This window comes from Lysobacter alkalisoli (assembly GCF_006547045.1).
GTDB lineage: Bacteria > Pseudomonadota > Gammaproteobacteria > Xanthomonadales > Xanthomonadaceae > Marilutibacter > Marilutibacter alkalisoli.
Genome location: NZ_CP041242.1, coordinates 2,459,268 through 2,486,258, shown reverse-complemented (window position 1 = coordinate 2,486,258; position 26,991 = coordinate 2,459,268). Strand labels below are relative to the sequence as shown.

Below are 26,991 nucleotides of genomic sequence, written 5' to 3'. Positions count from 1 at the left end.
GCGGGGCGGGCGACTATCCATGCGGCATCAGCGCAAGCGCACGCAGGCAGGCGTGGCGGTGACGGGGGCCGTGATCGGGGCCGAGACCGGGCTGCCCGGGCGCTGCCAATCGGTAGCGCCGTCGCTCGCGTTCGGCCAGATCGATCCAGTGGGCGAGGCGGGCGATGCGGCTTTCGTATGGCAGGCCGGCGGTGGCCCGCCAGTCGAGCACGACTTCGACGCCGAGCGGTTGTTCGTACTCGCGCACCAGCAACTGATCGCGTCGGGCCGAGGCTTTCCACGCAATCGCACGGCGGGCATCGCCGGCCCGCCAGGCGCGCAGGTGATGGACGTCCTCGCCACTGGACTTGAGCCGGGATTGCGCAGCTTCACCGCGGCCCTCGGGCAGTGGCGGGCCATCCGGTTCGGGGGCGGGGTAGACCAGTAGCGGCGCCTGCGGCCATACATAGGCCCAGGCCCGGGCGAGCCCGAGTGGGCGCGTGGTCGATATTCGCAGCCGAGGAATGTCGAGCCAGCCGCGATGTTCGGTCGCCAGTTCGACATCGGCTTCGCCGCGATCGCCCGACAGGTTGAGGATGATGGCATCGTGTCTGCCCGACCTCATGTCGACACGCAACCCGCGCCGAATCCGGCCCGGCGCTGCGCGCACGTGCAGCCGCGCTCTCAATGGTGTGCCGGCGGCAACCGGTTCGGCATCGATGGCGACGACCTCCAGCTGGCTCAGCTGCAACTGGGCCGCGATCAGGCTGGCCAGGCCGGCGCCCGCCAGCAGCAGGGCCAGTAGCAGGGCCGGATTGTTGTTGTAGTTCAGAGCGCCGAGGCCCATCACCGCCAGCAACATCGAATAGAACAGGCCGAAGCGGGTCGGCAGCACGTAGATCCGACGCCGGTCGAATACCGCAGGCAGCGGCTCGGGCGTGCGCGGACGTGCCCAGCGGAGCATCCGGTCGTGCAGATGGCGGAAGGCGTTGGAGGACATGCGGGTCGTCAGCGGGTGGCAACGGCCTCAGTCCACCGGCACTGCATGCAGGATCGACTTCGCCAGTGCGCCATCGCTGCCGGCGTCGGCATCGGCGACCAGCCGGTGCGCAGCGACCGGGATGAACAGTGTCTGCACGTCCTCGGGCAATACGTGTTGCCGCCCCAGCAGCAGCGCATGCGCGCGGGCGGAGCGCAGCAGGGCCAGGCCGGCGCGCGGGGACAGGCCCACGCGCACGCCGGGATGGCGGCGGCTGCGCGCGAGCAGGGCCTGCACGTACTGGATCAGGGCATCGCTGGCGTGTACTGCGACGGCGGATTCGCGTGCAGCGAGCACGTCGCCGCTGTCGAGCGCCGGCTGCGTCTGCGCGATCATCACCCGCCGGTCGGTGCCGGCCAGCAGGTCGCGCTCGGTGCCGTCGTCGGGATACCCCAGGCTCAGACGCAACAGGAAACGGTCGAGTTGCGAATCCGGCAGCGGGTAGGTGCCAGACAGATCGAGCGGATTCTGGGTGGCGATGACGAAGAACGGTTCCTGCAGCCGGTGGGTGGTGCCGTCGATGGTGACCTGGTGTTCGGCCATCGCTTCCAGCAGGGCGCTCTGGGTGCGTGGCGGCGCACGATTGATCTCGTCGGCCAGCAGCACCTGGGTGAACACCGGCCCGGGGTGGAACTCGAACCGGCGCGCCTGCGGGTCGAACACCGATACCCCGACCACGTCGGCCGGCAGCAGGTCGGAGGTGAACTGCACGCGCTGGAATTGCAGTCCCAGCGTCGCTGCCAGCGCGTGCGCGAGTGTGGTCTTGCCCAGCCCCGGCAGGTCCTCGATCAACAGGTGCCCGCCCGACAGCAGGGAGACGAAGGCCAGCCGGACTTCCAGCGGTTTGCCGAGCACCAGCGTGTTGACCTGGTTCATCGCACGGTCGAGTGCGCTGCGCAGGTCATCGGTTAGCATGGCGGCCCGGGCGGCTGATGGCTGCATTCGTCTTTCCCCTGAGTGGTTCCTGGCCGGTTGCGTCCGGCGCGATTTCCCGAGTTTAGCGAGGTCATGAGAGCCCATGCGTGATGCCGGTCGGGCACGTTCGACATTCCTGGCGCTTTTCGCCGCGGTGATGCTGATCAAGCTGTTGGTCGCGTTGCGGTTGCCGCTGTTCGTCGACGAGGCGTTTTACTGGCAGGAAGGCCAGCACCTGGCGCCTGCGTATTCCGACCTGCCCGGCTTGACCGCATGGCTGGCGCGGCTGGGCGTGACGCTGTTCGGCGACAGCACCCTGGCCTTGCGCCTGCCGTTCCTGCTGCTGTCGGCCTGGGTACCATGGCTGGTGGTGCGCATTACCGCACGGGAATTCGGCGTGCGCGAAGGCTGGATCGCCGGCTCGCTGTCGCTGCTGTTGCCGTTGTCGGGCTCGCTTGGTCTGCTGGCGCTGCCGGATGCGGCGATGGCGGTGGCGACGCTGTTGTGCGTGGATGCCGGGGCCAGGTTGTTGCGCAAGGTCGATGCTGCCACCGTGCTTGAGCTGGCGTTCGGGCTCGCGATCGGTGCGCTCAGCCACTATCGCTTCATCGCCGTGATCGGAGTCGGCTTCCTGGCCCTGTTGCTGTTGCCCGACGGCCGCCGCGTGCTGCGCGACGTGCGGGTGTGGACCGCGATCGCATTCGGTGCGATGGCGTGGACCCCGCTGGTGGCGTGGAACTTCGACAATGCAGAGGCCGGCTTGCGTTTCCAACTGGTCGACCGTCATCCGTGGGCCTTTCACACCGACGGCATCCTGTTCCTGTTGGTCCAGGCCTTGATGGTGACACCGCTGCTGTTCGCCGCGATGGGCTTGGCCGGCTGGCGCGGCCTGTCCGCCGGCAAGCCGCAATCGCGTTATTTCGCGCTGCTCGGATTGCTGGTGGTGGGCGGCTTCTTCGTCCTCGGCTTCTTCGCCGACACCGAGCGGGTCAGTTTCCATTGGCCATTGCCCGGCTACCTCGCCCTGTTGCCATTGTTGCCGCTGTTGATCGAGCGTTGGCGTGCGCCCTGGCGGGTCGCGCTGTGGGCGACATCGGCTCTCGGCCTGGTCGCGGTATTGGGCTATTACGTGACGGTGTCGGTGCCGGACGTGCGTGCGCGGACCGCGGCCGAGAAATGGTATCCGTCCAATTTCGCCGGTTGGGACACCCTCGCCGATACGGTCCGCGCGGAGTTGGACGCGATGCCGGACGGCACTCTGCTGGTCGCGGACAACTTCAAGGTCGGCGCCGAACTCGGTTTCGCCCTCGGCGATCCGGACATCCCGGTGCTCGACCACCCGCTCAATCATCGTCATGGCCGTGCGCCGCAACTGCGGCTGTGGGGCCTGCAGACCCCGGGCCGCCAGGCCTGGGGCGACCGCCCGGTGCTGCTGGTGGTCGGTGCCAGCGAGGTCCGCTACCGCGAACTGCTCGAGCACTACCACGCCCTGTGCGCGATGGTTGGGCCGTTGCCGCCGCCACGCGTGCTCAATGTCGACCATGGCCGCCAGCGCTTCCTGCTGTTCCGGCTGCGCGGCGACGAAGGTGGCGCCTGTGTGGCACCGGCGATGGCCTGGCTCGATCTGGACGTCTCGGATGAAGGCGTGGTCGAGGCATCGGGCTGGGCATTCAAGGAAGGCGTCGGCCTGGGCAAGGTCGAACTGCTGGTCGATGGAGAACCGGCTGGCACGCTCGAATACGGCCTGCACGATCCTGGCGTGGCCGGCTACTGGCGGATCTCGAACGACCCGGGTCACCCCGCGGTCGGGTTCCGCGGCCGGTTGGATCTTGAAGGCGTTGCACCGGGGCGGCGATGGATCGGCCTGCGCCTGCACGGTCGCGATGGCAGTGTCGAGGACTGGCCGGAACAGCCGCTCGAGGTCGGGCGGCGCTGATCCGGGCAGGCGGCCTGGTCGGGCACTTCAGTCGGCGACCCGGGTCGCCGACTCAGGGCAGGCCGATTCAGGGCAGGCCGATTCAGGGCAGGGTGTAGCCCGCTTCGCGTAGCAGGCGCGCGGTCTCGATCAGCGGCAGCCCGACCAGGGCGGTCGGGTCACGCGATTCGACCGCTTCGAACAGGCAGATCCCGAGGCCTTCGCACTTGAAACTGCCGGCGCAGTCGAACGGCTGCTCGGCATCGACATAGCGCGCGATCTCCGCGCCTGACAGCTTGCGCAGGCGCACAGTGGTGACATCCACGGCGACATGCGCGTCCGTATCCGCGCGGACGAGGCAGACGCCGGTATGGAACTGCATCGCGCGTCCCGACATCGCCGACAGTTGGGCGATCGCGGCCTCGCGACCGCCGGGTTTCCCGAGCGGTTGACCGTCGAGCTCGGCGACCTGGTCGGAACCGATCACCCAGGCTGCCGGGTGTACGGCCGCGACCGCCTGCGCCTTGGCGACGGCCAGTCGCCGGGCCAATGCCCCCGGCGATTCGCCCGACAGGGGGGATTCATCGGTTTCCGGCCGTGCGGTTTCGAACGGCAGCCGCAACCGTGCCAGCAATTCGCGGCGATAAAGCGAGGTCGAAGCCAGAATCAGCGGAGCGGTGGCGGCGTTCAAAGGCATGTCGTCCTTGCGCCGGTCAGGGTGTGGAGGCGCGGGCCGCATCGATCCGCGTCAGCTGGTGCTCGATGCGGGCGCGGGCATTGTCGATGCCATCGCGGACCTCGTGCAGCTGGTCGAGGCTGGCGTCATCGCCGTGGTCGCGCAGCCACAGGCGTTGCCGCAGCATCTCGCGCATGGCGTCCTGGACCGGATCTTCCGGTTGATCACCGGTCGCCGCCTCGATCTCGTCGCGCGCAGCGCGCAGACGGGCTTCCAGCGCATCGGCCGCATCCAGGATTTCGCGCAGGGCCCGGCGACGGCGCAAGCCCCGGTTCATGAATATGAATGCGGCGATTGCAGCCACGCCCAGTATCAGCAGGGCCAGCAGGATCAATGGGGATGAATTCACGGGGACGAAGCTCGCGGATGAACCCCAAGTCTGCCGTCCGGCCGGAGGCGGGGCAAATGCGGCCGGCCACTGGCGCGGGTGTTTGACAGGGGGCAAAGGCTCCTTAACATTCAGCGGCTTATGTCCGCTGATGTGCCACGAGTGCAGGTGCCCGAATCGCTGGATGCCTGGCGCATGGTGTCGGCGCGGCGCGGCGTCGAGGGTCGGCTGCCGCTGTCCTCGCTGACCCGTCTGGCCGACAGTCTGATCGATACCGAAGGCGAAGACGTCATTTATTCGCTGGATTTCGACAGGGACGCGCTGCAGGTGCCATACGTCGAACTGCGTATCGAGGCCGAACTTCCGCTGCTGTGCCAGCGGACGCTGCAGCGCTTCCTGTTGCCGGTAAAGATCGTGCAGCGGCTCGGCCTGATCCGCGATGAGTCGGAAGAGGCCGCGCTGCCGCCGGACTACGAACCGCTGCTGATGCCCGCCGACGGCATGTTGCAGGGCGCCGGGCTGGTCGAGGACGAGTTGATCCTGGCCGTTCCGGTCGTGCCGACGATGCCCGGCACGGAAGCGATGGAACGCGATTGGCCCGCCCCCGAGGCCGAGGTCGAACGCGCCAGTCCGTTCGCTGCGTTGTCGGCGTTGAAGCAGAAGCACAAGTCCAACTGAAGTCCACACTGTTTCCGGGTCGCGCGATCCGGTTTTCTTGGAGCAACACCATGGCTGTCCAGAAGTCGAAAGTTTCCCCGTCCAAGCGCGGCATGCGCCGTTCGCACGATTCGCTGACCAGCAAGCAGCTGGCCACCGATCCGACCACCGGCGAAACCCACCTGCGCCACCACATCACCGCCGACGGCTACTACCGCGGCAAGAAGGTGATCGAGACCCGCACCCGGATCGCCGACGAGGAGTAATCTTCTCGTGGCCGCCGCGTTGCGCCTGGCGCACGCGGCGGTTTGCCTTTCAGGGCCGTCGTTTCGCCCTTGACGGGTAGTCGCCTCTCCCAGCCGGTCCCGGCCATGCCGCTCGAACCCTGCGCCGCAGGGCGTTCCGCGCGACGCGTCATCGCCGGTTGCGAGGCGTTTTCGATGCCAGCCGTGCTGGCGGGCTTTCAATCGCCGGGCATGAGCCCCGGCCGGGAGTGGCTTGATGAGTGAGCGGCAACACGCTGGGCGAGATCCCTCGGCGCAGGTCTTTTCGCGCATCGCCGGAACTGGCAGTTACCTGCCGGAGAAGGTGCTGACCAATGACGACCTGTCGAAGATCGTCGATACCAGCGACGAGTGGATCGCCGCTCGCACAGGCATCCGCGAGCGCCACGTCGCCGCCGAGGGTGAAACCACCTGCGACCTCGCGTTCCACGCCGCAACCCGAGCGTTGGAGGCGGCCGGCGTCGAAGCCTCCGAGCTCGACCTGATCGTGGTGGGCACCACCACCCCCGACCTGATCTTTCCCTCGACTGCGTGCCTGCTGCAGGCACGACTCGGTGTTGCCGGCTGTGCTGCGTTCGACGTCAATGCCGCCTGCTCGGGCTTCGTCTATGCGCTGACCGTCGCCGACAAGTTCATCCGTTCCGGCGCGGCACGCAACGTGCTGGTGGTAGGCGCGGAAACCCTGACCCGCATGCTCGACTGGAACGACCGTTCCACCTGCGTGCTGTTCGGCGACGGTGCTGGCGCCGTCGTGCTCACGGCTGATGCCGAGACCGGCATCCTCAGCACCCACATGCACGCCGACGGTGCCAAGAAGGAACTGCTGTGGAATCCGGTCGGTGTGTCGGCCGGGTTCAAGCCGGATGAGCACAATGCCGGCGTCAAGGTGCTGATGACCGGCAACGAAGTGTTCAAGCATGCGGTCAAGGCGCTGGATTCCGTGGTCGAGGAAGCCCTTGCGGCCAATGGCCTGGATCGCCACGACATCGACTGGCTGATCCCGCACCAGGCCAACCTGCGCATCATCGAGGCCACCGCCAAGCGCCTGGACATGCCGATGGAGCGGGTCGTCGTCACCGTCGACAGGCATGGCAACACTTCTTCGGGTTCGGTGCCGCTGGCGCTGGATGAGGCGGTACGCTCGGGCAAAGTCCAGCGCGGCCAGCTGCTGCTGCTGGAAGCCTTCGGTGGCGGTTTCACCTGGGGTTCGGCGCTGATCCGCTACTGATACGCGCCTGCGCGGACGTGCCCGCCCTTCGGGGTGGGCCCGGGACTGCGGGTAGTCGGATCGGTGCCCGGAGGGCGCGAAGTGGAAAAAAGGAAAAGACCATGGCCCATTCCCGCGCCGGTGTCAGCCGGCTCTTCCTCGATGGCCAACTGGCCTGGATCAAGCACTATGGGAACGGCACCCGTCGCCTGCGCCTGGGAGCGCTCGACTGGGTCGTGCGTCGCCTGGGCGTGCTGCCGCTGCGGCCACCGCCGCATCATGCCGGCGACGCAGCACGCCGCACCGAGCAACGCCGCTTGCAGGAGCTGGCGTCATCGCGCGTGAATGTTCCGCGTGTATTGGGGGAGGGTAATTCCTTCCTGGTTCTGAGCGACATGGGCGACACGCTTTCCAGTCTGCTGAAGAAGGCCGACGTGGCCGAGGCCGAACGCCTGCTCGCCGCCGCGGTGCGGGCCATTGCAGAGGTGCACCGCGCCGGCCTGTATCTGGGACAACCACTGGCCCGTAACATCACCATCGACGGTCAGGGCCGGGTCGGCTTCCTCGATTTCGAGGAGGATCCGGGCGAGGTCATGTCCATCGTCCAGGCCCAGGCACGCGACTGGCTGGTGTTCTCGGCAGGGACAGCGCGCCATGTGCCGTTCGACGAAACACGCCTGGCCGTGCTGATCGGTGAGGTGATGGCGGACGAGCCGGAGGAATTGCGCGGCCTGCTCAATGCATCGGTCGACCGGCTCGGCTTCCTGCGCCCGCTGACGGCCCGGCTCGGTCATCGTGCCGCCGGCATCGGCAAGGCGCTGCGCAGCTTGCAGCGGGCCCTCGCCGGCTGGGGGGGGATTGTGCTGGTGCTGGGCCTCTGGCTCGATCTTGCCCACGATGGGCAACTCGAGGTGGTCGAGCTGATCGGGGGCCTGTTCGACTGAGTGCCGCCCGGACGATACCAACCCTACGCCCGGGTACAGACGAACCCGGGTAGCGCTCACGTATCATGTCCGGCTTTCCGCGAGCAGTATCCAGGAATCACGCGTGACCCAAACCGAACTCGCCTTTGTCTTCCCCGGCCAGGGATCGCAGTCCACCGGCATGCTGGCCGATCTTGCGGCTCGCCATGGCGAGGTTGTCGCGACCTTTGCCGAAGCGTCCGAAGGCGCCGGCGAGGATCTGTGGGCGATCGCGCAGGGCGAAGGGGATGACCGCCTCGACCAGACCGAATTCACCCAGCCGGCGCTGCTGGCCGGAGGCATCGCGGTGTGGCGGATCTGGCAGTCGCTGGGCGGACCGCAGCCGGCGCAGCTGGCCGGCCATAGCCTGGGCGAGTACACCGCGCTGGTCGCTGCCGGAACGCTGTCGCTGGCCGATGCCGCACGTCTGGTGCGCCTGCGTGGACAGCTGATGCAGGCCGCAGCGCCGGCCGGGACCGGCGGCATGGCCGCGGTGCTCGGCGCCGAAGATGCGTTGGTGGAGGAGGTCTGCGGGACCGTGTCCACTGCATCCGAGGTGGTGGTGCCGGCCAATTTCAATTCGCCAGGGCAGGTGGTGATCGGTGGCCATGCCAACGCGGTCGACAAGGCGTTGACGATGCTTGCCGAGCGAGGCGTGCGCAAGGCGGTCAAGCTTGCGGTCAGCGTGCCCTCGCATACGCCGCTGATGCGCGAGGCGGCGGAGAAACTCGCCGTGGCGATGGACGGCATCGTCTGGCAGGCGCCGCGTTTGCCGGTGGTGCAGAACGTCGATGCCAAGGTTCATGAAAGCGTCGAATCGATCCGCGCCGCGCTGGTGCGCCAGCTGTACCTGCCGGTGCAGTGGACCGGCTGCGTGCAGGCACTGGCCGCGAGCGGCGCCACCCGCATCGCCGAGTGCGGCCCGGGCAAGGTGCTGGCCGGACTGTCCAAGCGCATCGACAAGTCGCTCGATGGCCGCGCGATCGGCACCCCGGCCGATCTCGACAAGGCGCTCGAAGACTGGCGCTGAGGCCAACGGATATCCCGGATCACACACGCGGGCCGCATGCCGGCGCAGAGGCATGCGCACTTATGGTTATCATCGGCGTCCCCGCGTCCGTATGAATGTTGCAGAGGACTGACATGAGCAATGCTCCCCTTTCGGGCGAAATCGCCCTGGTCACCGGTGCCAGCCGAGGCATCGGTGCGGCGATCGCCGATGAGCTGGCCGCGCAGGGCGCGACCGTGATCGGCACCGCCACCAGCGAATCCGGCGCTACCGCGATCGGCGAGCGTCTGTCGGCGCACGGCGGCCACGGCCGCGTGGTCGATGTCAGCGACGCGGCCGCGATCGACGCGCTGATCGACGGCATCGCCAAGGACTTCGGTCCGATCTCGATCCTGGTCAACAACGCCGGCATCACCCGCGACAACCTGCTGATGCGGATGAAAGACGAGGACTGGCAGGCAATTCTTGACACCAACCTGTCCAGCGTCTTCCGCACCTCCAAGGCGGTGATGCGCGCGATGATGAAGGCGCGCAAGGGCCGCATCGTCAATATCGCCTCGGTGATCGGCGTCACCGGCAACGCCGGCCAGGCCAACTACGCCGCAGCCAAGGCCGGCATCATCGCCTTCAGCAAGTCGCTGGCGAAGGAGGTCGGTTCGCGCGGCATCACTGTCAACGTCGTCGCGCCGGGTTTCATCGACACCGACATGACCCGGGCATTGCCGGAAGACGCGAAGGGCGCGATGCTCGGGCAGATCGCGCTGGGCCGCTTCGGCGAGCCGGCCGACATCGCCCGCGCGGTGGCGTTCCTGGCCGGTCCCGCCGCGGCCTACATCACCGGTGAGACCCTGCATGTCAACGGCGGCATGTACATGCCATGATCCCGGGCCGCGATCCGGGGCCGTAACGTGGACGGCCGTGGCTGCGCAGGACGCGCCATCGTATCCGTTGTAACGATTTGAACAGTAAGGGCTTTATCGCAAGCTGGCGAACCGCCCCGATTCCATTAGACTATTCCGTCGAACATCCCGTCCGGGAGGAGTGAGAACCCATGAGCAGCATCGAAGAGCGCGTCAAGAAGATCGTCGTCGAACAACTCGGCGTGAAAGAAGAAGAAGTCACCAACAACGCTTCGTTTGTCGACGACCTCGGCGCGGACTCGCTCGATACCGTCGAGCTGGTGATGGCCCTCGAAGAAGAGTTCGAGTGCGAGATTCCGGACGAGGAAGCCGAGAAGATCACCTCGGTGCAGCAGGCGATCGACTACGTCAAGGCGCACGTCAAGGCCTGACGTCCCGAGCCGGGGCCAGGCGATCCAGTGCCTGGCCCGCAAGGAAACCGGCGACTGACACAGCTCCCGGTATTCCGTGACACCATATCGGGGCCGCACAGCGGCCCCGCGTCGTGTCGGCGGACGTTCGCCGACACGAAGAACGCAGATGGAGAGTTACATGTCCAATCGTCGTCGCGTCGTGGTTACCGGCCTGGGCATCGTGTCCCCGCTGGGCAACGACCTCGCCAGCAGTTGGGATGGCATCGTCAATGGCCGTTCCGGCATCGGCCCGATCACCCACTTCGACGCTTCCGCCTTCACCACCCGCATTTCAGGCGAGGTGCGCGACTTCGACGTCACCCGCTGGGTCGGCGCCAAGGACGCGAAGAAGATGGACCCGTTCATCCACTACGGCGTGGCCGCATCGCTGATGGCGATGGAGGACGCTGGCCTGGTCGTGGACGAGTCCAATGCCGAGCGCATCGGCGCGCTGATCGGCTCGGGCATCGGCGGCATCCTCGGCATCGAGGAGCAGACCATCAAGTACCACGAGGGCGGTCCGCGCAAGGTTTCGCCGTTCTACGTGCCCAGCACCATCATCAACATGCTGCCGGGGCAGGTGTCGCTGCTGACCGGCATCAAGGGCCCGAACTTCTCCGCGGTCTCGGCCTGCGCCACCGCGAACCATTCGATCGGCATGGCGATGCGCATGATCCAGCACGGCGACGCCGACGTGATGATCGCCGGCGGTGCGGAGCGCGGCTCCACGCCAACTTCGGTGGGCGGCTTCTGCTCGATGAAGGCGATGTCGACCCGCAACGACGACCCGACCCGGGCATCGCGTCCGTGGGACAGCGGCCGTGACGGTTTCGTGCTCGGCGATGGTGCTGGCATCCTGATCCTGGAGGAGTACGAGCACGCCAAGGCACGCGGAGCACGCATTTACTGCGAACTGGCCGGCTTCGGCGCATCCTCCGATGCGTTCCACATGACTGCGCCGAGCGAGAACGGCGAGGGTCCGGCCCGCTGCATGGCGGCGGCGTTCAAGGACGCCGGGATCACCCCGGACCAGGTGGGTTATCTCAATGCGCACGGCACCTCGACACCGCTGGGCGATGTGGCCGAGACGCTGGCGATCAAGCGTGCGCTGGGCGATCACGCGTACAAGACGATGGTCAGTTCGACCAAGTCGATGACCGGGCACCTGCTGGGGGCCGCCGGTGGCGTGGAAGCGATCTTCTCGGTGCTGGCGCTGCATCACGGCATCATCCCGCCGACGATCAACCTCGACGAGCCGGGCGAAGGTTGCGACCTCGACTACGTGCCGAACACCGCGCGCGAGGCGAAGGTCGACGTCACGGTGTCGAACGGCTTCGGCTTCGGCGGCACCAACGGCACGTTGGTGTTCCGTCGAGTCTGACCAGGCTCGACTGTTGCTTGTGACGATCCCCGCCGAAGCGGGGATCGTTGTTTTCAGCTTGCGTGAATAGCCGCTTCGAAAGGAGGAGTCGCCGCCCGTCGGGATGGGGATGGATTTCCTGCAGGCGCCGGCAACGTGTCCAGAAGCCGGTGGCCATGGGTTTGCGGGACCTTCCGAAACATGGATGTTTCGGATGAGCCTCCATGGATGGATTCACGGCGTGTCCCGCAAACCCATGGCCACCGGCTTCCCCGCACAGGCCCCCGCTCCCGGAGAAGAACCTGTAGATGCTTCCGGGATGACATGAAACCGGCTGGATGGCCGACAATGTCCGGATGCTCCTGACCCGCCAACTCGCTCCCGGCCTCGATCTGCTGGCCCTGCACCGCACCGACCCGGCGCGCTATCCGCTGCTGCTCGAATCCAGCGCCCACGGCACCGCGCAGGGGCGCTGGGACATGCTGCTGGTCGGGCGTGGCGAGGGACTGTGGCTCGGAACCGATGGTACGACCCGCGACAGCGGTGGGCGCGTGCTTGGAAATGACTTCCTGTCCGCGCTGGATTGTGCCTGGGCGGCCGAGCGGGTCCCGCGCGACGAACCGCGCTGGCCGTTCCGTGGCGGTTGGGCGCTGCTGCTCGGATACGAGCTGGCTGCGCAGGTGGAACCGATCTTGCGGCTGCCGGAAGCCGACGGCTGCATTCCGGCGGCCGTGGCGCTGCGTTGCCCGGCTGCGGTGCTGCGCGATCATGTCAGTGGCGAATGCGTGGCCGTCGCCGAGGCCGGGCATGCGGATCTGCTCACGAGCATCCATGCCGACTGCGATCCGGCCGGGCGAATGGCTCCGCTGCCCGCCTGGCACCCACCGACCGAGGTCGACGAGGACGTCCCGCAGCGCTACCTCGATGGCGTTACCCGGGTGCTGGAGTACCTGCGCGCCGGTGACGTGTTCCAGGTCAACCTGTCGCGGGGCTGGCGGGCGCGCTTCGATCGCGTGCTCGATCCGGCCGCACTGTTCCAGCGCCTGCGCGAGCACAACCCGGCGCCATTCGCCGGCATCTTCTCGACCGGGCAGGGTAGTGTGGTCAGCGCCTCGCCGGAACGGCTGGTGTCGGTACGCGGCGAGGTGGTCGAGACCCGCCCGATCGCCGGTACCCGGCCGCGCATGGCCGGCGACAACGATGTCGAACGCATCCGCGAACTGGTCGGCCACCCCAAGGAGCGCGCCGAGCACGTGATGCTGATCGATCTGGAGCGCAACGACCTGGGGCGTGTCTGCACGCCGGGCAGTGTCGAGGTCGACGAGCTGATGACGGTCGAGAGCTACGCCCACGTCCACCATATCGTCAGCAACGTGCGCGGCCGCCTGCGCGACGATGCGACGCCGGGACAGGTGATTCGCGCGGTGTTCCCGGGCGGCACCATCACCGGTTGCCCCAAGGTGCGCTGCATGCAGATCATCGCCGAGCTGGAAGCGGTCGGGCGGGGCGCCTATACCGGAGCGATGGGCTGGCTCAACCGCGACGGTGATCTCGACCTCAACATCCTGATCCGCAGTGCCGAGGTCGAAGGTGACCTCCTGCGCTTCCGTACCGGTGCCGGCATCGTCGCCGACTCCGATCCGCAGCACGAACTCGGCGAGACCCGTGCCAAGGCACGCGGGATGTTGCGGGCACTGGGAGTGGATGGATGAGCCGGCGCATCCTGATCGGTGACCGGCGCGTCGACACGATCGATCCGGCCGATCGCGGCCTCGCCTACGGTGATGGCCTGTTCGAGACCATGCGTGCGCACCGCGGCGCGGTGCCGTGGTGGGATGCGCATTGGGCCCGGCTGGTACGCGGAGCAGGGCGGCTGCGCCTGCCGGTGCCGGACCCGGCGCGGACAAAGCAGGAAGCGGAAGCCTTGCTCGACGGCCGCGACGCCGTGCTCAAGCTGCTGCTGACCCGAGGTGCGGGCGGGCGCGGCTATGCGCCACCGGAGAGCGCCGAACCCATGCTGGTGTTGTCCGTGCACGACCTGCCACCTGCATCGCCCGCTGAGGGCCTCTCCCTGTGCTGGTGCGACATCCGCCTTGCGGTCCAGCCGGCATTGGCCGGGCTCAAGCACAGCAATCGGCTTGAGCAGGTGCTGGCGCGGATGGAGTGGGATGATCCCGCCATCCACGAGGGCCTGGTGCGCAGCAGCGAAGGCGACGTCGTCTGCGCCACCGCCGCCAACCTGTTCATCCTCCGCGATGGCAGCTGGCATACGCCGCCGCTCGATCGCTGCGGTGTGGCCGGGGTGTGCCGGGCCTGGGCGATGGAAGCGCTCGGCGCCGTCGAAACACGGTTGGATGTGACCGATGTCGAAACCGCGGAAGCGATTTTCCTGTGCAACGCCGTGCGGGGTATCCTGCCGGTCGCACGGCTCGGGGCGCGGTGCTGGGCGCCGCATCCGCAGATAAGCGCCCTGCAGGCGCGGCTCGCGGTCGAGGTTCCCGCATTCGCAGCCGCATTCACAATGGAGAGATCGTGAGTCGCAAGTTCCTGCGCCGCCTGGGCAAATTGGTGTTGCTGCTGTTCGTCGTCCTGCTGATCGCCGCGGCCGCGGCCGGGTGGTGGGGCTGGCAGCGCTACCAGGCTTTTGCCGACACTCCGGTGGATGGTCTGCAGCCCGGGGCGCACCTGCTGGTCGAGCGTGGCGACTCGCTGCCGGTGGTGATGCGCAAACTGCGCGAGCTGGGCGTGCGCGAGGGTCACGAGATTGAATGGCGCATGCTGGCCCGTGAACTTGGCGCCGGCGGCCGTCTGCAGGTCGGCGAGTACGCCCTCGCCGAGGGCATGAGCCCGCGCGAAATCCTCATCGCGATGCGCGACGGCAGGGTGGTGCGCTACGCCTTCACGATCCTCCCGGGCCGCAACATGCGCGAACTGCGTGCGGCCCTGGCCCGGGCCGAGCCGCTGCTGCACCAGTCCGCAGACCTGGATGACGCCGCGCTGATGGAAACGCTCGGTCATCCTGGTCAGCACCCGGAGGGCCGCTTCCTGCCGGAGACCTATCACTACACCCGCGGCGACAGCGACCTCGACATCCTGCGTCGCGCGCACTCCTCAATGCAGAGGGCGCTGGACGCGGCATGGAGCAATCGCGATCCCGGGACACTGCTCAAGTCGCCCGACGAGATGCTGATCATGGCCTCGATCGTCGAGAAGGAAACCGGCATCGCCGAGGAGCGGCCGCAGATCGCCGGCGTGTTCGAGCGCCGCCTGCGGATCGGCATGCGGCTGCAGACCGACCCGACCGTGATCTACGGGCTCGGAGCCACCTTCGACGGCAACATCCGCCGCCGCGACCTGGTGACCGACACGCCGTACAACACCTACACCCGCGACGGCCTGCCGCCGACGCCGATCGCAATGCCCGGGGTCGAGGCGCTGCAGGCGGTCGCCCGGCCCGCCGATGGCGATGCGCTGTATTTCGTCGCGGTGGGCGATGGCAGCGGCCGGCACGTGTTCTCGCGGACCCTGGCCGAGCACAACGCCGCCGTCGCGCAATACCTGCGCCGCTACCGGCAGGCACGTGCGGCCGAGCGCGCGGCGATGCAGGAGGCCCCTGCGGTCGGTACCGGGCCGGAGGCGCCATGAGCCTGCGCGACTGCCCACGACTCATCACTCTGGAAGGCGGCGAGGGCGCCGGCAAGTCGAGCGCGCTTGATGCACTCGCACGCCATCTGCGCGATGCCGGCGCGGAGGTCGTGACCACCCGAGAGCCCGGCGGCACTCCGCTGGCCGAACAGATCCGCGGCCTGTTGCTGGATACACATCACGAACCCCCGGCGCCGGAAACCGAGTTGCTGTTGATGTTCGCCGCCCGTGCCCAACACGTGCGCGAGACTGTGCTGCCCGCCCTCGAACGTGGCGCCTGGGTCATCAGCGACCGCTTCACCGACGCCAGTTTCGCCTACCAGGGCGCGGCGCGCGGCGGCGATGCCGGCTTCATCGCCGAGCTCGAGCGGCGCGTGGTCGGGATCCGTCCCGGCCTGACCCTGCTGCTGGACGTGCCTGTCGCTGTCGGACTGGAGCGTGCGCGCCGGCGCGGTGAAACCGATCGCATCGAGGGCGAGCAGGAGGCTTTCTTCGAACGTGTACGCGCCAGCTACCTCGCCCGTGCCAGGGCCGAACCGGATCGTTTCCGTGTCATCGATGCGACCCGGCCGATGAATGCGGTCGCCGCCGAGGCCGTCGCCCACCTGCAACGGCAGATCGAGATGACCGCTTCGGACATCGCCCATGGGTGATTCGATTCCCGCCTTTGCCCCCTGGCAGCAGCGCATCTACACCCAGGTCGCCGCCGCACTCGATGCCGGCCGGCTCGGTCACGGCCTGCTGTTCTGCGGGCCTGCGCAACTCGGCAAGCGCGCGGTTGCAGAACGTCTTGCGCGGCGGGTGCTGTGTCTGCAGCCGGCTGGCGATGGCGAACCCTGTGGCACCTGCCGGGCCTGCACGCTGTTCGACCAGCGCCACCAGCGCGAATACGAGGAAACCCGGCCCGACGGCCGGCTCGCCCACCCGTTCGGCCGCAGTAGCCACCCCGATGCCCTGTTTGTCGGCCATGCACTGAACGAGAAGGCGCGACCGCCGAAGATGCGCAGCGAGATCGTGATCGAACAGATCCGCGGCCTTTCCGCGCAGTTGGCGCTGACCCCGCAATATGGAGACGCACGGGTGGCGATCCTCGATCCGGCCGACGCCATCAACACCGCCGCCAGCAACGCCCTGCTCAAGACCCTTGAAGAGCCGGTTCCCGGCCGCTACCTGTGGCTGGTCAGCGCCTTCCCGGCGCGGCTGCCAGCGACCATCCGCAGCCGCTGCCAGCGTATCGAATTCCGCCTGCCGCCTTGCGACGAGGCGCTGGCCTGGCTGTTGGCGCAGGGGCATGGCGAGGACGACGCCGGCGATGCGCTGGAGGCCGCGCGCGGCCATCCCGGCCTGGCCCATGAGTGGCTCGAAGGTGATGGCCTCGGCCTGCGCCGCGAAGTTGCCGACGACTTGCGCGAGCTCGAGGGCGGGCGGGCTTCGCCGGTTGAGACCGCGCAGCGCTGGGCCGCCGACGACCAGACCGAGTTGCGCCTGCGCCATGCCGCCGACCTGGCCGTGTTCGAGGCTTCGCGCTTGACCGACCCGGCGCGCACGCGCAGTCTGGCCACCTGGTTCGACAAGGCCAACCGGACCCGCGACCTGCTTCGCACGACAGTGCGCGCGGATCTTGCGATAGTGGAGTTGTTGATGGCCTGGCGGGCCGGCCTCAGGCAACGCTAGCCTCGACATCGGTGAAACGACGAATACGGAACGGGGAAACTCCGGGCAATGGGCAAGACAGGGGTCAGTGCATGAGCAGAACACCATGAGCAGTGCAGGCGCGCGGCAGGGCATCCTGACCATGGCGATCAAGGACAAGGCGCAGCTGTACAGCGCCTACATGCCGTTCATCCGCAGCGGCGGTTTGTTCGTGACCACGCCCAAGCGCTATTTCATCGGCGACGAGGTGTTCCTGTTGATCACCCTGCCCGAATCCAACGAGCGCATGCCGGTCGCCGGCAAGGTGGTCTGGGTCACTCCGGTCGGTGCACAGGGCAGCCGTCCGGCCGGCATCGGCGTCCAGTTCAACGACACCGCGGAGGGCGAGGCGGTCAAGGGCAAGATCGAGGCCCTGCTCGCTGGCCAGCTGAGCAGCGACCGGCCGACGCACACGATGTGAGAGCAAGCCGCTTCCACCCGTCGTCCCGTGGACGCCGGGATCCATCTTGATCAAGGAGCACCGCAAGGATGCGGGAAGTTCGGCCCTGTGTTTACATCCTCGCCAGTCGCATGCGCGGCACGCTCTATACGGGTGTGACATCCAATCTGGTCCAGAGGACCTGGCAGCACCGGAATGATCTGGTTGCGGGTTTCACCCGCCGCTACCGCGTGCACACCCTCGTCTGGTACGAGATGCATCCCACCATGCAATCCGCGATAACCCGCGAAAAAGCCATAAAGGAATGGCGGCGAGCCTGGAAGCTGGAGCTGATTGAGAACACGAACCCCGAGTGGCGTGATCTCTACCCTGGCATCCTGTGACTTACGCCGGGGTTGGCAAAGATGGACCCCGGCTTTCGCCGGGGCGACGGGGAATATCAGCCGCTCGCGTCGTCATCCCGGCGAAAGCCGGGATCCATTTCGATCTTCGCGCTCGTATCCGGACTGAGCTCAGCCATGCAATGCGGGGTTGTCCCATCCCGGCCGCGGCGCGAACCGGTCGCCGTGGCGGGCTTGCAGCGCCTTGAGCTTCTCCAGCAGCTTGTCGGCGCCGGTTTCGCGGATGTGCTGGATCGGGCCGCCGCGGAACGGGGCGAAGCCGGTGCCGAAGATCACCCCGGCGTCGAGCAGTTCGGCGTCGCTGACCACGCCCTCGTGCAGGCAGGCCACCGCTTCGTTGAGCAGCGGCAGGATCAGGCGGTCCTCGAGGTCGGCCGGTGCCTTGTAGTCCTTCGGCAGTTCCGGTTTGACCGGTTTGCCTTCGGCCCACTTGTAGAGGCCCTGGCCGTCCTTCTTGCCGCGCTTGCCGGACTCGACATTGCCGAGCGATGACGGTACTTCCAGCCCGAGGAACGGCGCCAGCTCGGCACCGACGCCGGCGGCCACGTCCAGGCCGACGGTGTCGATCAGCTCGATCGGCCCCATCGGCATGCCGAACTTCACCGCCGCCTTGTCGATCGCCGGCCCCGGGATGCCCTCGGCGTAGGCCGTGGCCGCCTCCAGCATGTACGGGAACAGCACCCGGTTGACCAGGAAGCCCGGGCTGCCGGCGACCGGTACCGGCAACTTGCCAATGGCCTTGCAGAACGCGGCCAGCCGCTGCTGGGTCGCTTCGGCCATGCCATCGTGGTGGATGATTTCGACCAGCGGCATCAGTGCCACCGGGTTGAAGTAGTGCAGCCCGGCGAACTGCGCCGGGCGCTGGATGTGTCCGCGCAGTTCGGTCAGCGGGATCGACGAGGTGTTGGTGGTCAGCAGCGCGTCGGCCTTCATCCGCGGCTCCAGGTCGGCGTACAGCTCGCGCTTGGCTCCGGGGTTCTCGATGATCGCCTCGATCACCAGATCGGCGTCGGGCACGCCATCGCCGTTGAGGTCGCCGCGCAGGCGTGCGTTGGCCTGTTCGCGCTTCGATTCATCCTTGACCTTCTTCTCGAACAGCGCGCGGCCACGGGACAGGGCGCCGTCGATGAAGCGCTGCTCGCGATCCTGCACGGTCACCTCGAAGCCCTTGTAGGCCGACCACGCGGCGATGTCGCCGCCCATCACGCCGGCGCCGACCACGTGGACCTTCGAGATGCCATGGTCCTTGCCGCCCTGTGACTTCAGCCGCTCCTGCAGGAAGAACACCCGGATCAGGTTGCGTGCGGTGGGCGTCGCCGAAACCTTGACCACGCCCTTGCGTTCGGCAGCGAGCTGGCTCTGGGTGCCGCCGCCGGCGCGCTTCCAGGTGTCGATCAGCGCGTACGGGGCGGGGTAGTGCTCGCGGCGAGCCTTGCGTGCGACCTGTTTGGTCAGCACCGGCGCCAGTGCCTGCCGTACCGGCCAGGTGTTGGTGGCCCAGCCGAGGAAACGCTGCTTGAACGGGCGCGTGGTCCCGCGCAGGGCCAGTTTGGCGGCCTCGTCCTCCAGCAGCGGTGCCTCCACGACCTTGTCGACCAGGCCGATTGCACGCGCTGCCTTGGCCGACAGGCTGCGCCCGGTCAGCATCATGTCGAACGCGGCGGGTGCGCCGACCAGGCGCGGCAGACGCACGCTGCCGCCCCAGCCGGGAAAGATGCCGAGCTTGACCTCGGGCAGGCCGATCCGGGTCGAGGCGTCCGTGCTGGCGACGCGGTAGTCGCAGGCCAACGAGATCTCGGTGCCGCCACCCATGCAGAAGCCGTGGATCGCGGCCACCGTGGAGCAGGGCAGTTCGGCCAGGCGCTGGAACACCTGCTGGCCGCGACGGATCGCGTCGCCGACCATGTCGTTCTCGCCGAAGGTCGCGAACTCCTTGATGTCGGCGCCGGCAATGAAGCCGCTGGCCTTGGCCGAAGCCAGCACCACGCCTTTCGGCGGGTCCATGGCCAGGCGTTCGAGCAGGCTGTCGAGCTCGATCAGCACGTCCTGGGCGAAGGTGTTGACCGAGGACTCCGCCCGGTCGAAGGAGAGCACAAGGACTCCGTCCTCGCGCAGCGAGGTCTGCCAGTGCTGGAAGCGAAGACCGTCGAGGCCAGCGATCATGCTGCACCATCCGTTCACGTATGGGAGACCCGCTATCATCCCGAGGATACTTTGTCGGCGTCAAATGGCGCCCTCCGACCCGCTGGAACATGACCGCTGGCGCTTGCGGTGGCGGCCATCAGCCCCATTAATCAGCGCAAGGGCCCCGAACGGGCCCGGTTGAACTTTTTCCCGACAGGGTTGTCTCATTGTTCGGCCGGTGTGTTTCACAGCACGCTGCCGAGCTGACAGGAGTGCCGGCACGGCATGGCCGAAAACAAACTCGCTCAAGACACTGCCCAGGGGCAGGATGCGTCGCTCGACCAGGACTTGGTCAGGCGCGTCCAGCAGGGCGACAGCGCGGCGTTCGATGCCCTGGTGCGGAAGTACCAGCACCGGATCGTCGGGTTGATCGGGCGTTACATCCCCGACTGGAGCGAATGCCAGGACGTGGCCCAGGAAACTTTCATGCGCGCCTATCGCGCGCTGCCGAATTTCCGTGGCGACGCCCAGTTCTATACCTGGTTGCACCGGATCGCCGTGAACACTGCCAAAAACCACCTCGCAGCGCAGAACCGCAGGCCGCCGACGGACGACGTCGACGCGGCCGATGCCGAACAGTTCGATGGCGGCATCCGGCTCCGTGATACCGATACCCCGGAACACGAGCTCATGCGCCAGGAGGTCGAGCGCGCGGTGATGGAGACGGTACAGTCCCTTCCCGGGGAGCTGGCCACCGCGATTACCTTGCGCGAGGTCGAGGGCTTGAGCTACGAAGAAATCGCCAGCCGGATGGACTGCCCGATCGGCACCGTGCGTTCGCGGATCTTCCGTGCCCGCGAAGCCATCGATGAAAGGCTGCGTCCGCTGCTGGACGCCACTTCCGTCCGCGAACGTACTCACTGACATGCAGACGAATCCGCCTCTCAACTCCTCCAGTCCGTCCCGCGACGATCGCGAGACGTTGTGCGCCCTGTTCGATGGAGAACTGGACGCCGCTGCTGCCCGTTTCGCCCATCGCCGGCTCGAACACGACCTGCAATGGCGTGAGGCCTGTGGCCGCTGGCAGCTGGCGGGGGATGTGCTGCGCCGCCAGGCCAGCGGCGTCGCGCCGATGGGTTTTGCCGACCGTATCGCCCGGGCGCTGAAGGCCGAAGCCGACGAGGCCGCGCATCCTGCCGTGGCGTCTGCCGGCGGAGCCATGCGTTCGACAGCCCTGCGCCGGCGCTGGATTCCGGGTGCGGCGCTGGCCGCTTCGGTAGCGGTGGCCGCGCTGCTCGTCACCCGCCCGGCGGACAACCCCGATGCCACGCCGACGTCCCTGACGACCGTCTCCGGCTCGGAAGCATTGCCGGTCATGCCTGAGCAGACCGGTCAGGCATCGGTCGAAGCGCTGCTGGCCGACTCCGCTGAGACCGCGACGCCCCCGGGTGACCCGGTCCCGGTTGAGGTCGCCGTTGCCGCGGCGGCGACCGCCGTGGCTGCTGCCGATCCCGCCCGCCGCAGCAGCGAGCGGGCCTCGCGCAACCAGGTGTCCCGGCGAACCCCACGCGGCAGTGAGGCCAGCGCGCCGATGACGACCGCCGAAGACCTTGCAGCGCCCATCGTGGAGGCGGTGGCCTCGTTGCCGGTACCGGAGAACGCAGCCAATCCATTTGCCGCCGCCGCGGTGGCCGGTGACGCCGACGCGGCGGAATCCAGGCCGTGGCCGCGAGCGGTGTTGCCGGGGTACGGCGAGCGCAGCGGCTATTCCGTCGGCTACGGCCAGATGGAGCCGGTGTCGCCGTCGTTCTACCCGTTTGAACCACGCACGTCCGAACCGGAAATCCGCCCGCCCACCGATGAGTCGTCCGCGGCGACGCCTCCCGAGCGCTGAGCCGATCCCGATCCCGGCCGGGCCGCGACCTGGGGTTGTGCCCGGCCTTCCGAAAACATCCTGTTGAACAGTCGAGGCCGATTCCATGAACCGACCGCTTCGTGCCCTGGCCCTGTGTGGCCTGATCATCGCCGCACTGCCCGTCGCCTGCAGTGCCCAGCCGCCCGCCCAACCCGCGACGGAGAACAACTCCGGCGCCACGCCATCCAGCATTGCACCGCCGCCAGCGGCTACCCCGGCCCGGCCGTTGGTCACCGGCCTGCCGGACTTCAGCGCGCTGGTGGACCGGGTCGGACCGGCGGTGACCAGCATCAGTGCCGAGATCGCGCCGCGCCGGGTCTCGCGCCAGCAGATGCCGGGCCAGGACGATATCCCTGAGTTCTTCCGCCGGATGTTGCCGCCGGGCATGCTCCCCGGCGGGCCGCAGACGCCACAGGCGCCGCGTGGCGTTTCGCAGGGCACCGGCTTCCTGATCTCCGCAGACGGCTATCTGCTGACCAATCATCACGTGGTCGACGGTGCCGACAAGGTCACCGTGCGCCTGTCCGATCGGCGCGAGTTCGAGGCCGAGGTGATCGGCAGCGACGAACAGTACGACGTCGCCCTGCTCAAGATCGACGCCAGGGGTCTGCCGTTCCTGCGCGCAGCCGATGCCAGCCTGACCAGGCCGGGACAGTGGGCGGTTGCGATCGGTTCGCCGTTCGGCTTCGACCATTCGGTCACCGCCGGCATCGTCAGTGCGATCGGTCGCAGCAATCCGTATTCCGGCCAGCAGTACGTGCCCTTCATCCAGAGCGATGTGGCGATCAATCGCGGCAACTCGGGCGGTCCGCTGCTCAACACCAGCGGCGAGGTGATCGGCATCAACTCGCAGATATTCTCCAATTCCGGCGGTTTCATGGGGTGAGCTTCGCCATCCCGATCGATCTGGCGATGAGCGCCGCCGAACAACTGAAGGACACCGGTTCGGTACGCCGCGGCCTGCTTGGCGTCAATATCCAGCAGATCACCTCCGACGAGGCGCGGGCGCTTGGACTGTCCGACAACGCCGGCGCGCTGGTTTCCAATATCCAGCCTGGCAGCGCCGCCGAGAAGGCCGGCATCCAGCGCATGGACGTGATCCGCTCGGTCAACGGCAAGCCGGTGTCCACCGTGGCCGACCTGCCGCCCCTGATCGGCGCGCATGCACCCGGTGCCAAGGTCCGCCTGGGCATCATCCGCGATGGCAAGACGCGTGACGTCGAGGTGGTGCTCGACGCGCTGGAAGGCGACGCCGTGGCTGCCGCCAACCGCCCGGCCCGCGCGACGACGACTCCACCCCAGCCGCGGGCGGCAATCCGCTGGGCCTGGCGACCCAGGCGCTGAGTGCTGCCGAACGCCAGCAACTGGGATTGAAGAAGGATGAGGGTGTCCGGGTCACAGCGGTCGAGGGTGATGCCGTCCGCGAAGCCGGCATCCGTCCCGGCGATCTGATCCTGTCGATCGGCCGCAAGACCGTCGGCACTCCGGCCGAGCTCGACAGGGTGTTGAAGGATGCCAAGGCCGGCGACACCGTGATGCTGCTGGTCCAGCGCCAGGGCACAACCCAGTTCCGCGCGGTGACCTTGTAGGGCCGCTTGCTGACGGCGGATTCGGACAGAGCCGCCGCCTGCGGGGCGGGGGGTGCTCCGCCCGGTCACCTTTACTGGCGCATGCGCCAGTGAAGCTCCCAGAGTTTGCGTTACAAACTTCGGGCCCCGAGCCATGCTTCCAATCCCCCGTTCGCGCCTGCGACACGAGCCGCCCCCTTGCCAAGGGGGCTTTGACGAGTCGGGTTGTGGGCCCGATTCGCGGTCCGGCCGGGCGCAGCGCGCCGGGCGTTCGCCAAGGTCGCGCGGCAGTGCTGCTCAAACGGCCTCGGTTTACCCATGCCCAGCGGCCTCCCGCGAACCTGCCCACCATGCCGTATGCGATAATCGCCCGTTAATCCACGGACACCCCAGGCCCGAGCACCGATCCCGGAAACGCTCGAGCCGCCAGCCCCCGCCCGCATGCAGCAGATCAGAAACTTCTCCATCATCGCCCACGTCGACCACGGCAAGTCGACGCTCGCCGACCGCATCATCCAGTTGTGCGGCGGCCTGACCGCGCGCGAGATGGAAGCCCAGGTGCTCGACAACAACCCGATCGAGCGCGAGCGCGGCATCACCATCAAGTCGCAGTCCGTCTCGTTGCCGTACACCGCGCGCAACGGCCAGACCTACTTCCTCAACTTCATCGACACCCCCGGCCACGTCGATTTCAGCTACGAGGTCAGCCGCTCGCTGGCCGCCTGCGAGGGCGCGCTGCTGGTGGTCGACGCCGCCCAGGGCGTCGAGGCGCAGTCGGTGGCCAACTGCTATACCGCGGTCGAGCAGGGACTGGAAGTGGTGCCGGTGCTCAACAAGATCGACCTGCCGACGGCCGACATCGACAAGGCCAAGGCCGAGATCGAGGCGGTGATCGGCATCGACGCCACCGATGCGGTCGCGGTCAGCGCCAAGACCGGCCTCAACGTCGAGGAGGTGCTGGAAGCGATCGTCCACCGCATCCCGCCGCCGCAGCCGCGTGACACCGACAAGTTGCAGGCGCTGATCATCGACTCCTGGTTCGACAACTACCTGGGCGTGGTGATGCTGGTGCGCATCATGCAGGGCGAGATCAAGCCCGGCGACAAGCTCACGGTCATGTCCACCGGCCGCAGCCACCAGGTCGACAACGTCGGCGTGTTCACCCCCAAGCGCAAGGAACTGGGCCGGCTTGGCGCGGGCGAGGTGGGCTGGGTCAACGCCTCGATCAAGGACGTGCACGGCGCCCCGGTCGGCGACACCCTGACCCTCACCGCCGATCCCGCGCCCAAGCCGTTGCCGGGCTTCCAGGAAATGCAGCCGCGCGTGTTCGCCGGCCTGTTCCCGGTCGATGCCGAGGACTACCCTGACCTGCGCGAGGCGCTGGAGAAGCTGCGCCTGAACGACGCCGCGATGCGCTTCGAGCCGGAAAGCTCGGAGGCGATGGGCTTCGGCTTCCGCTGCGGCTTCCTCGGCATGCTGCACATGGAGATCGTGCAGGAGCGGCTGGAGCGCGAATACGACCTCAACCTGATCAGCACCGCGCCGACCGTGGTCTACGAGGTGCTCAAGACCGACGGCACCGTGATCCCGATGGACAACCCGGCCAAGCTGCCGCCGGTGAACCAGGTCGAGGAGATCCGCGAGCCGATCATCCGCGCCAACATCCTGACCCCGCCGGACTACATCGGCGGCATCATCACCCTGTGCGAGGAGAAGCGCGGCAGCCAGATCGGCATCACCTACATGGGCAGCCAGGTGCAGATCGCCTACGAACTGCCGATGGCCGAGGTGGTGCTGGACTTCTTCGACCGCCTGAAGTCTGTCAGCCGCGGCTACGCCTCGCTCGACTACCACTTCCTGCGCTTCGACCCGGGCCCGTTCGTACGCGTCGACATCCTGATCAACGGCGACAAGGTCGACGCGCTGTCCATCATCTGCCACCGCAGTCACGCCGACCGCCGCGGTCGCGACCTGTGCGAGCGGATGAAGGAACTGATTCCGCGGCAGCAGTTCGACGTCGCGATCCAGGCCGCGATCGGCTCGCAGGTCATCGCCCGCACCACGGTCAAGGCGTTGCGCAAGAACGTGCTGGCCAAGTGCTACGGTGGCGACATCAGCCGCAAGAAGAAGCTTCTCGAGAAGCAGAAGGCGGGCAAGAAGCGGATGAAGCAGGTCGGAAGCGTGGAAATTCCGCAGGAGGCCTTCCTGGCCGTGCTGCAAGTGGACAACAAATAAAGGAAAAGAAACCGCATGGTCTGGTTTGAAACCGCCCTGGTGGCGCTGACGGTCGTCTCGGGCTTCATCTGGTTGCTGGACAAGCTGTACCTGGCCAAGCGCCGCGTCGCCCACGCAACCCTGCTCGATGAGGACGGCGAGCCCTGGTACGTCGATTACTCCAAGGCGTTCTTCCCGGTCCTGCTGGCGGTGCTGATCCTGCGCAGCTTCATTGCCGAGCCGTTCCGGATCCCGTCCAACTCGATGATGCCAACCTTGCTGACCGGCGACTTCATCCTGGTCAACAAGTTCGCCTACGGTCTGCGTCTGCCGATAAACAACAAGAAGATCGTGGCCCTGGGCGAACCGGCACGTGGCGACGTGGTGGTGTTCCGCCCGCCGCACCGTCCCGACGAGGACTGGATCAAGCGCGTGGTCGGCCTGCCGGGCGACACCGTGGCCTACCGCGACAATGTGGTGTTCGTGAACGGGCAGCCGATGGCCTACCAGCAAGTCGGGACGTACGAGGGCACGGGCAGGGGCCGCGAGATGACCGGGGCAATGGAACTGAGCGAGAACCTGGACGGACGCATCCACCGGGTGCTCGAGCGTACCCGTCCCGGGTTGCCGTTCTCCGATCCGGGCGAAGGTGAATGGGTGGTGCCGCCGGGTCACTATTTCGTGATGGGCGACAATCGTGATAATAGCGAGGACAGCCGATACTGGCGGTCGCACTTCCTGCCGGAGGAAAGCCTGAGGGGCAAGGCGTTCCTGATCTGGATGCACTGGGATGGCGGGCTCGGCGCTTCGCGCATCGGATCCCGTATCCCGTAGTCCGGCCGGGCAGGGTATGCAGCTTGTCCCGGGAGACCGCCATCACGGCGGTTTTCCGGACCGGACCGGGTGGTCAATCGCACAACGGCAATGGGGAGAACGGCATGGGCTACAAAGGCATGAAACGTACGCAAGGGGGCATGACCCTGATCAGCTTCATCATCGTGCTGGCGGTGGTGGGCGTGTTCATCTACATGGGCATGAAGCTGATCCCGATGTATTCCGAGTACTACGCGGTCAAACGCGCGCTGTCGGAAATGAGCACCGATGCCGCGGTCGAGCACGCGGACCCGGCCAAGATCCGCGATCTGTTCTTCCGCCGGCTGTACATCAGCTATTCCGACAATGTCGGCAAGGAAGATTTCAAGATCGAGCGCAAGGATGCCGGCTACCTGATCACCGTCGATTACGAGGTGCGCAAGCCGCTGATCGGCAATCTCGACATTGTCGGCCGGTTCAATGCCACGCAGGAACTGCGCCGCCGCGGTGGCTGAT

Annotated in this window: 26 protein-coding genes and 1 pseudogene; 22 read left to right on the top strand and 5 right to left on the bottom strand. The window is 67.4% G+C overall.

Annotated features, from left to right (window positions below):
- Nucleotides 1-13: 13 nt before the first annotated feature.
- Both FKV23_RS10850 and FKV23_RS10845 read right to left on the bottom strand, forming a co-directional pair.
- Entirely contained in the window at nt 14-979 is a 966-nt protein-coding gene (locus tag FKV23_RS10850; RefSeq protein WP_141623860.1) for a DUF58 domain-containing protein, read from the bottom strand.
- Nucleotides 980-1,006: 27 nt separating this feature from the next.
- The gene (locus FKV23_RS10845; RefSeq protein WP_141623859.1) at nt 1,007-1,960 is read right to left on the bottom strand and encodes an AAA family ATPase; all 954 of its coding nucleotides are present in this window, start codon (nt 1,958-1,960) and stop codon (nt 1,007-1,009) included.
- 76 nt (nt 1,961-2,036) lie between these two features.
- On the opposite strand from FKV23_RS10845, the gene FKV23_RS10840 reads away from it, so the two are divergent.
- Nucleotides 2,037-3,869 carry an ArnT family glycosyltransferase gene (locus FKV23_RS10840; protein ID WP_141623858.1) on the top strand — a complete coding sequence of 611 codons (1,833 nt, stop codon included), beginning with the start codon at nt 2,037-2,039 and terminating at the stop codon, nt 3,867-3,869.
- Between the two features lie 82 nt (nt 3,870-3,951).
- Here FKV23_RS10840 and FKV23_RS10835 read toward each other — a convergent pair whose 3' ends face one another.
- Together FKV23_RS10835 and FKV23_RS10830 are read right to left on the bottom strand one after the other, a co-directional pair.
- On the bottom strand, nt 3,952-4,545 hold the full coding sequence (locus FKV23_RS10835) for a Maf family protein (RefSeq protein WP_141623857.1): 594 nt from the start codon (nt 4,543-4,545) through the stop codon (nt 3,952-3,954).
- Between the two features lie 16 nt (nt 4,546-4,561).
- Nucleotides 4,562-4,933 (bottom strand): hypothetical protein, encoded by a 372-nt coding sequence (locus FKV23_RS10830; protein WP_141623856.1) that lies wholly within the window; start codon nt 4,931-4,933, stop codon nt 4,562-4,564.
- 120 nt (nt 4,934-5,053) lie between these two features.
- Between FKV23_RS10830 and FKV23_RS10825 the strand changes: the two genes are divergently transcribed.
- The 15 genes from FKV23_RS10825 to FKV23_RS10755 all read left to right on the top strand — a co-directional run bounded on the left by FKV23_RS10825 (nt 5,054) and on the right by FKV23_RS10755 (nt 17,823).
- Complete coding sequence (locus FKV23_RS10825) at nt 5,054-5,590, top strand: YceD family protein (RefSeq protein WP_141623855.1); 537 nt, start codon at nt 5,054-5,056, stop codon at nt 5,588-5,590.
- Between the two features lie 50 nt (nt 5,591-5,640).
- On the top strand, nt 5,641-5,835 hold the full coding sequence (rpmF, locus tag FKV23_RS10820) for a 50S ribosomal protein L32 (protein ID WP_141623854.1): 195 nt from the start codon (nt 5,641-5,643) through the stop codon (nt 5,833-5,835).
- A 235-nt stretch (nt 5,836-6,070) separates the two neighbouring features.
- Nucleotides 6,071-7,081 (top strand): beta-ketoacyl-ACP synthase III, encoded by a 1,011-nt coding sequence (locus tag FKV23_RS10815; RefSeq protein ID WP_141623853.1) that lies wholly within the window; start codon nt 6,071-6,073, stop codon nt 7,079-7,081.
- A gap of 101 nt (nt 7,082-7,182) precedes the next feature.
- Nucleotides 7,183-8,004: a BUD32 family EKC/KEOPS complex subunit gene (locus tag FKV23_RS10810; protein WP_141623852.1), complete on the top strand. Its 822-nt coding sequence runs from the start codon at nt 7,183-7,185 to the stop codon at nt 8,002-8,004.
- A gap of 103 nt (nt 8,005-8,107) precedes the next feature.
- Nucleotides 8,108-9,052, top strand: a complete 945-nt coding sequence (gene fabD, locus FKV23_RS10805; RefSeq protein WP_141623851.1) for an ACP S-malonyltransferase — start codon at nt 8,108-8,110, stop codon at nt 9,050-9,052.
- A 113-nt stretch (nt 9,053-9,165) separates the two neighbouring features.
- On the top strand, nt 9,166-9,912 hold the full coding sequence (gene fabG, locus FKV23_RS10800; RefSeq protein WP_141623850.1) for a 3-oxoacyl-ACP reductase FabG: 747 nt from the start codon (nt 9,166-9,168) through the stop codon (nt 9,910-9,912).
- Between the two features lie 170 nt (nt 9,913-10,082).
- Nucleotides 10,083-10,322 (top strand): acyl carrier protein, encoded by a 240-nt coding sequence (acpP, locus tag FKV23_RS10795; protein ID WP_036135371.1) that lies wholly within the window; start codon nt 10,083-10,085, stop codon nt 10,320-10,322.
- A gap of 160 nt (nt 10,323-10,482) precedes the next feature.
- Nucleotides 10,483-11,724 carry a beta-ketoacyl-ACP synthase II gene (gene fabF / locus FKV23_RS10790; RefSeq protein ID WP_141623849.1) on the top strand — a complete coding sequence of 414 codons (1,242 nt, stop codon included), beginning with the start codon at nt 10,483-10,485 and terminating at the stop codon, nt 11,722-11,724.
- Nucleotides 11,725-12,059: 335 nt separating this feature from the next.
- Nucleotides 12,060-13,415, top strand: a complete 1,356-nt coding sequence (locus tag FKV23_RS10785; protein WP_141623848.1) for an aminodeoxychorismate synthase component I — start codon at nt 12,060-12,062, stop codon at nt 13,413-13,415.
- Nucleotides 13,412-14,239 carry an aminodeoxychorismate lyase gene (pabC, locus tag FKV23_RS10780; RefSeq protein WP_141623847.1) on the top strand — a complete coding sequence of 276 codons (828 nt, stop codon included), beginning with the start codon at nt 13,412-13,414 and terminating at the stop codon, nt 14,237-14,239. The genes FKV23_RS10785 and pabC overlap by 4 nt, the downstream gene beginning before the upstream one ends.
- Nucleotides 14,236-15,348, top strand: a complete 1,113-nt coding sequence (mltG, locus tag FKV23_RS10775) for an endolytic transglycosylase MltG (protein WP_244243986.1) — start codon at nt 14,236-14,238, stop codon at nt 15,346-15,348. The genes pabC and mltG overlap by 4 nt, the downstream gene beginning before the upstream one ends.
- A complete protein-coding gene (tmk, locus tag FKV23_RS10770) occupies nt 15,345-16,001 on the top strand; it encodes a dTMP kinase (protein ID WP_141623846.1) in 657 nt (218 codons plus the stop codon). The genes mltG and tmk overlap by 4 nt, the downstream gene beginning before the upstream one ends.
- Nucleotides 15,994-17,022, top strand: a complete 1,029-nt coding sequence (locus FKV23_RS10765) for a DNA polymerase III subunit delta' (RefSeq protein ID WP_141623845.1) — start codon at nt 15,994-15,996, stop codon at nt 17,020-17,022. The genes tmk and FKV23_RS10765 overlap by 8 nt, the downstream gene beginning before the upstream one ends.
- Nucleotides 17,023-17,107: 85 nt before the next feature.
- Nucleotides 17,108-17,461 carry a PilZ domain-containing protein gene (locus FKV23_RS10760; protein WP_141623844.1) on the top strand — a complete coding sequence of 118 codons (354 nt, stop codon included), beginning with the start codon at nt 17,108-17,110 and terminating at the stop codon, nt 17,459-17,461.
- Nucleotides 17,462-17,529: 68 nt separating this feature from the next.
- Nucleotides 17,530-17,823 carry a GIY-YIG nuclease family protein gene (locus FKV23_RS10755; protein ID WP_141623843.1) on the top strand — a complete coding sequence of 98 codons (294 nt, stop codon included), beginning with the start codon at nt 17,530-17,532 and terminating at the stop codon, nt 17,821-17,823.
- A gap of 129 nt (nt 17,824-17,952) precedes the next feature.
- Here FKV23_RS10755 and FKV23_RS10750 read toward each other — a convergent pair whose 3' ends face one another.
- Complete coding sequence (locus FKV23_RS10750; protein ID WP_141623842.1) at nt 17,953-20,004, bottom strand: 3-hydroxyacyl-CoA dehydrogenase NAD-binding domain-containing protein; 2,052 nt, start codon at nt 20,002-20,004, stop codon at nt 17,953-17,955.
- A 246-nt stretch (nt 20,005-20,250) separates the two neighbouring features.
- Here FKV23_RS10750 and rpoE point away from each other — a divergent pair, with 246 nt between their 5' ends.
- From rpoE to FKV23_RS10720, 6 genes and pseudogenes are all read left to right on the top strand, one after another.
- Nucleotides 20,251-20,889 (top strand): RNA polymerase sigma factor RpoE, encoded by a 639-nt coding sequence (gene rpoE, locus FKV23_RS10745; protein ID WP_141623841.1) that lies wholly within the window; start codon nt 20,251-20,253, stop codon nt 20,887-20,889.
- Between the two features lies 1 nt (nt 20,890).
- Nucleotides 20,891-21,859: a sigma-E factor negative regulatory protein gene (locus FKV23_RS10740; protein WP_167285165.1), complete on the top strand. Its 969-nt coding sequence runs from the start codon at nt 20,891-20,893 to the stop codon at nt 21,857-21,859.
- Nucleotides 21,860-21,944: 85 nt separating this feature from the next.
- Nucleotides 21,945-23,469, top strand: a pseudogene (locus FKV23_RS10735) (DegQ family serine endoprotease).
- Nucleotides 23,470-23,889: 420 nt separating this feature from the next.
- Nucleotides 23,890-25,683 (top strand): translation elongation factor 4, encoded by a 1,794-nt coding sequence (gene lepA, locus FKV23_RS10730; RefSeq protein ID WP_141623839.1) that lies wholly within the window; start codon nt 23,890-23,892, stop codon nt 25,681-25,683.
- 15 nt (nt 25,684-25,698) lie between these two features.
- Nucleotides 25,699-26,496, top strand: coding sequence for a signal peptidase I (gene lepB, locus FKV23_RS10725; protein WP_141623838.1), 798 nt, complete (start codon nt 25,699-25,701; stop codon nt 26,494-26,496).
- Between the two features lie 119 nt (nt 26,497-26,615).
- Nucleotides 26,616-26,990, top strand: a complete 375-nt coding sequence (locus tag FKV23_RS10720; RefSeq protein ID WP_141623837.1) for a DUF4845 domain-containing protein — start codon at nt 26,616-26,618, stop codon at nt 26,988-26,990.
- Nucleotide 26,991: the final 1 nt, after the last annotated feature.

Excerpts from the sequence above, each read along its gene's own strand:
- FKV23_RS10850 (WP_141623860.1), bottom strand. The coding sequence starts at position 979 with ATGTCCTCCAACGCCTTCCGCCATCTGCACGACCGGATGCTCCGCTGG.
- FKV23_RS10845 (WP_141623859.1), bottom strand. The coding sequence starts at position 1,960 with ATGCAGCCATCAGCCGCCCGGGCCGCCATGCTAACCGATGACCTGCGC.
- FKV23_RS10840 (WP_141623858.1), top strand. The coding sequence starts at position 2,037 with ATGCGTGATGCCGGTCGGGCACGTTCGACATTCCTGGCGCTTTTCGCC.
- FKV23_RS10835 (WP_141623857.1), bottom strand. The coding sequence starts at position 4,545 with ATGCCTTTGAACGCCGCCACCGCTCCGCTGATTCTGGCTTCGACCTCG.
- FKV23_RS10825 (WP_141623855.1), top strand. The coding sequence starts at position 5,054 with ATGTCCGCTGATGTGCCACGAGTGCAGGTGCCCGAATCGCTGGATGCC.
- rpmF (WP_141623854.1), top strand. The coding sequence starts at position 5,641 with ATGGCTGTCCAGAAGTCGAAAGTTTCCCCGTCCAAGCGCGGCATGCGC.
- FKV23_RS10815 (WP_141623853.1), top strand. The coding sequence starts at position 6,071 with ATGAGTGAGCGGCAACACGCTGGGCGAGATCCCTCGGCGCAGGTCTTT.
- FKV23_RS10810 (WP_141623852.1), top strand. The coding sequence starts at position 7,183 with ATGGCCCATTCCCGCGCCGGTGTCAGCCGGCTCTTCCTCGATGGCCAA.
- fabG (WP_141623850.1), top strand. The coding sequence starts at position 9,166 with ATGAGCAATGCTCCCCTTTCGGGCGAAATCGCCCTGGTCACCGGTGCC.
- acpP (WP_036135371.1), top strand. The coding sequence starts at position 10,083 with ATGAGCAGCATCGAAGAGCGCGTCAAGAAGATCGTCGTCGAACAACTC.
- fabF (WP_141623849.1), top strand. The coding sequence starts at position 10,483 with ATGTCCAATCGTCGTCGCGTCGTGGTTACCGGCCTGGGCATCGTGTCC.
- FKV23_RS10785 (WP_141623848.1), top strand. The coding sequence starts at position 12,060 with ATGCTCCTGACCCGCCAACTCGCTCCCGGCCTCGATCTGCTGGCCCTG.
- pabC (WP_141623847.1), top strand. The coding sequence starts at position 13,412 with ATGAGCCGGCGCATCCTGATCGGTGACCGGCGCGTCGACACGATCGAT.
- tmk (WP_141623846.1), top strand. The coding sequence starts at position 15,345 with ATGAGCCTGCGCGACTGCCCACGACTCATCACTCTGGAAGGCGGCGAG.
- FKV23_RS10765 (WP_141623845.1), top strand. The coding sequence starts at position 15,994 with ATGGGTGATTCGATTCCCGCCTTTGCCCCCTGGCAGCAGCGCATCTAC.
- FKV23_RS10760 (WP_141623844.1), top strand. The coding sequence starts at position 17,108 with ATGAGCAGTGCAGGCGCGCGGCAGGGCATCCTGACCATGGCGATCAAG.
- FKV23_RS10755 (WP_141623843.1), top strand. The coding sequence starts at position 17,530 with ATGCGGGAAGTTCGGCCCTGTGTTTACATCCTCGCCAGTCGCATGCGC.
- FKV23_RS10750 (WP_141623842.1), bottom strand. The coding sequence starts at position 20,004 with ATGATCGCTGGCCTCGACGGTCTTCGCTTCCAGCACTGGCAGACCTCG.
- rpoE (WP_141623841.1), top strand. The coding sequence starts at position 20,251 with ATGGCCGAAAACAAACTCGCTCAAGACACTGCCCAGGGGCAGGATGCG.
- FKV23_RS10740 (WP_167285165.1), top strand. The coding sequence starts at position 20,891 with ATGCAGACGAATCCGCCTCTCAACTCCTCCAGTCCGTCCCGCGACGAT.
- lepA (WP_141623839.1), top strand. The coding sequence starts at position 23,890 with ATGCAGCAGATCAGAAACTTCTCCATCATCGCCCACGTCGACCACGGC.
- lepB (WP_141623838.1), top strand. The coding sequence starts at position 25,699 with ATGGTCTGGTTTGAAACCGCCCTGGTGGCGCTGACGGTCGTCTCGGGC.
- FKV23_RS10720 (WP_141623837.1), top strand. The coding sequence starts at position 26,616 with ATGAAACGTACGCAAGGGGGCATGACCCTGATCAGCTTCATCATCGTG.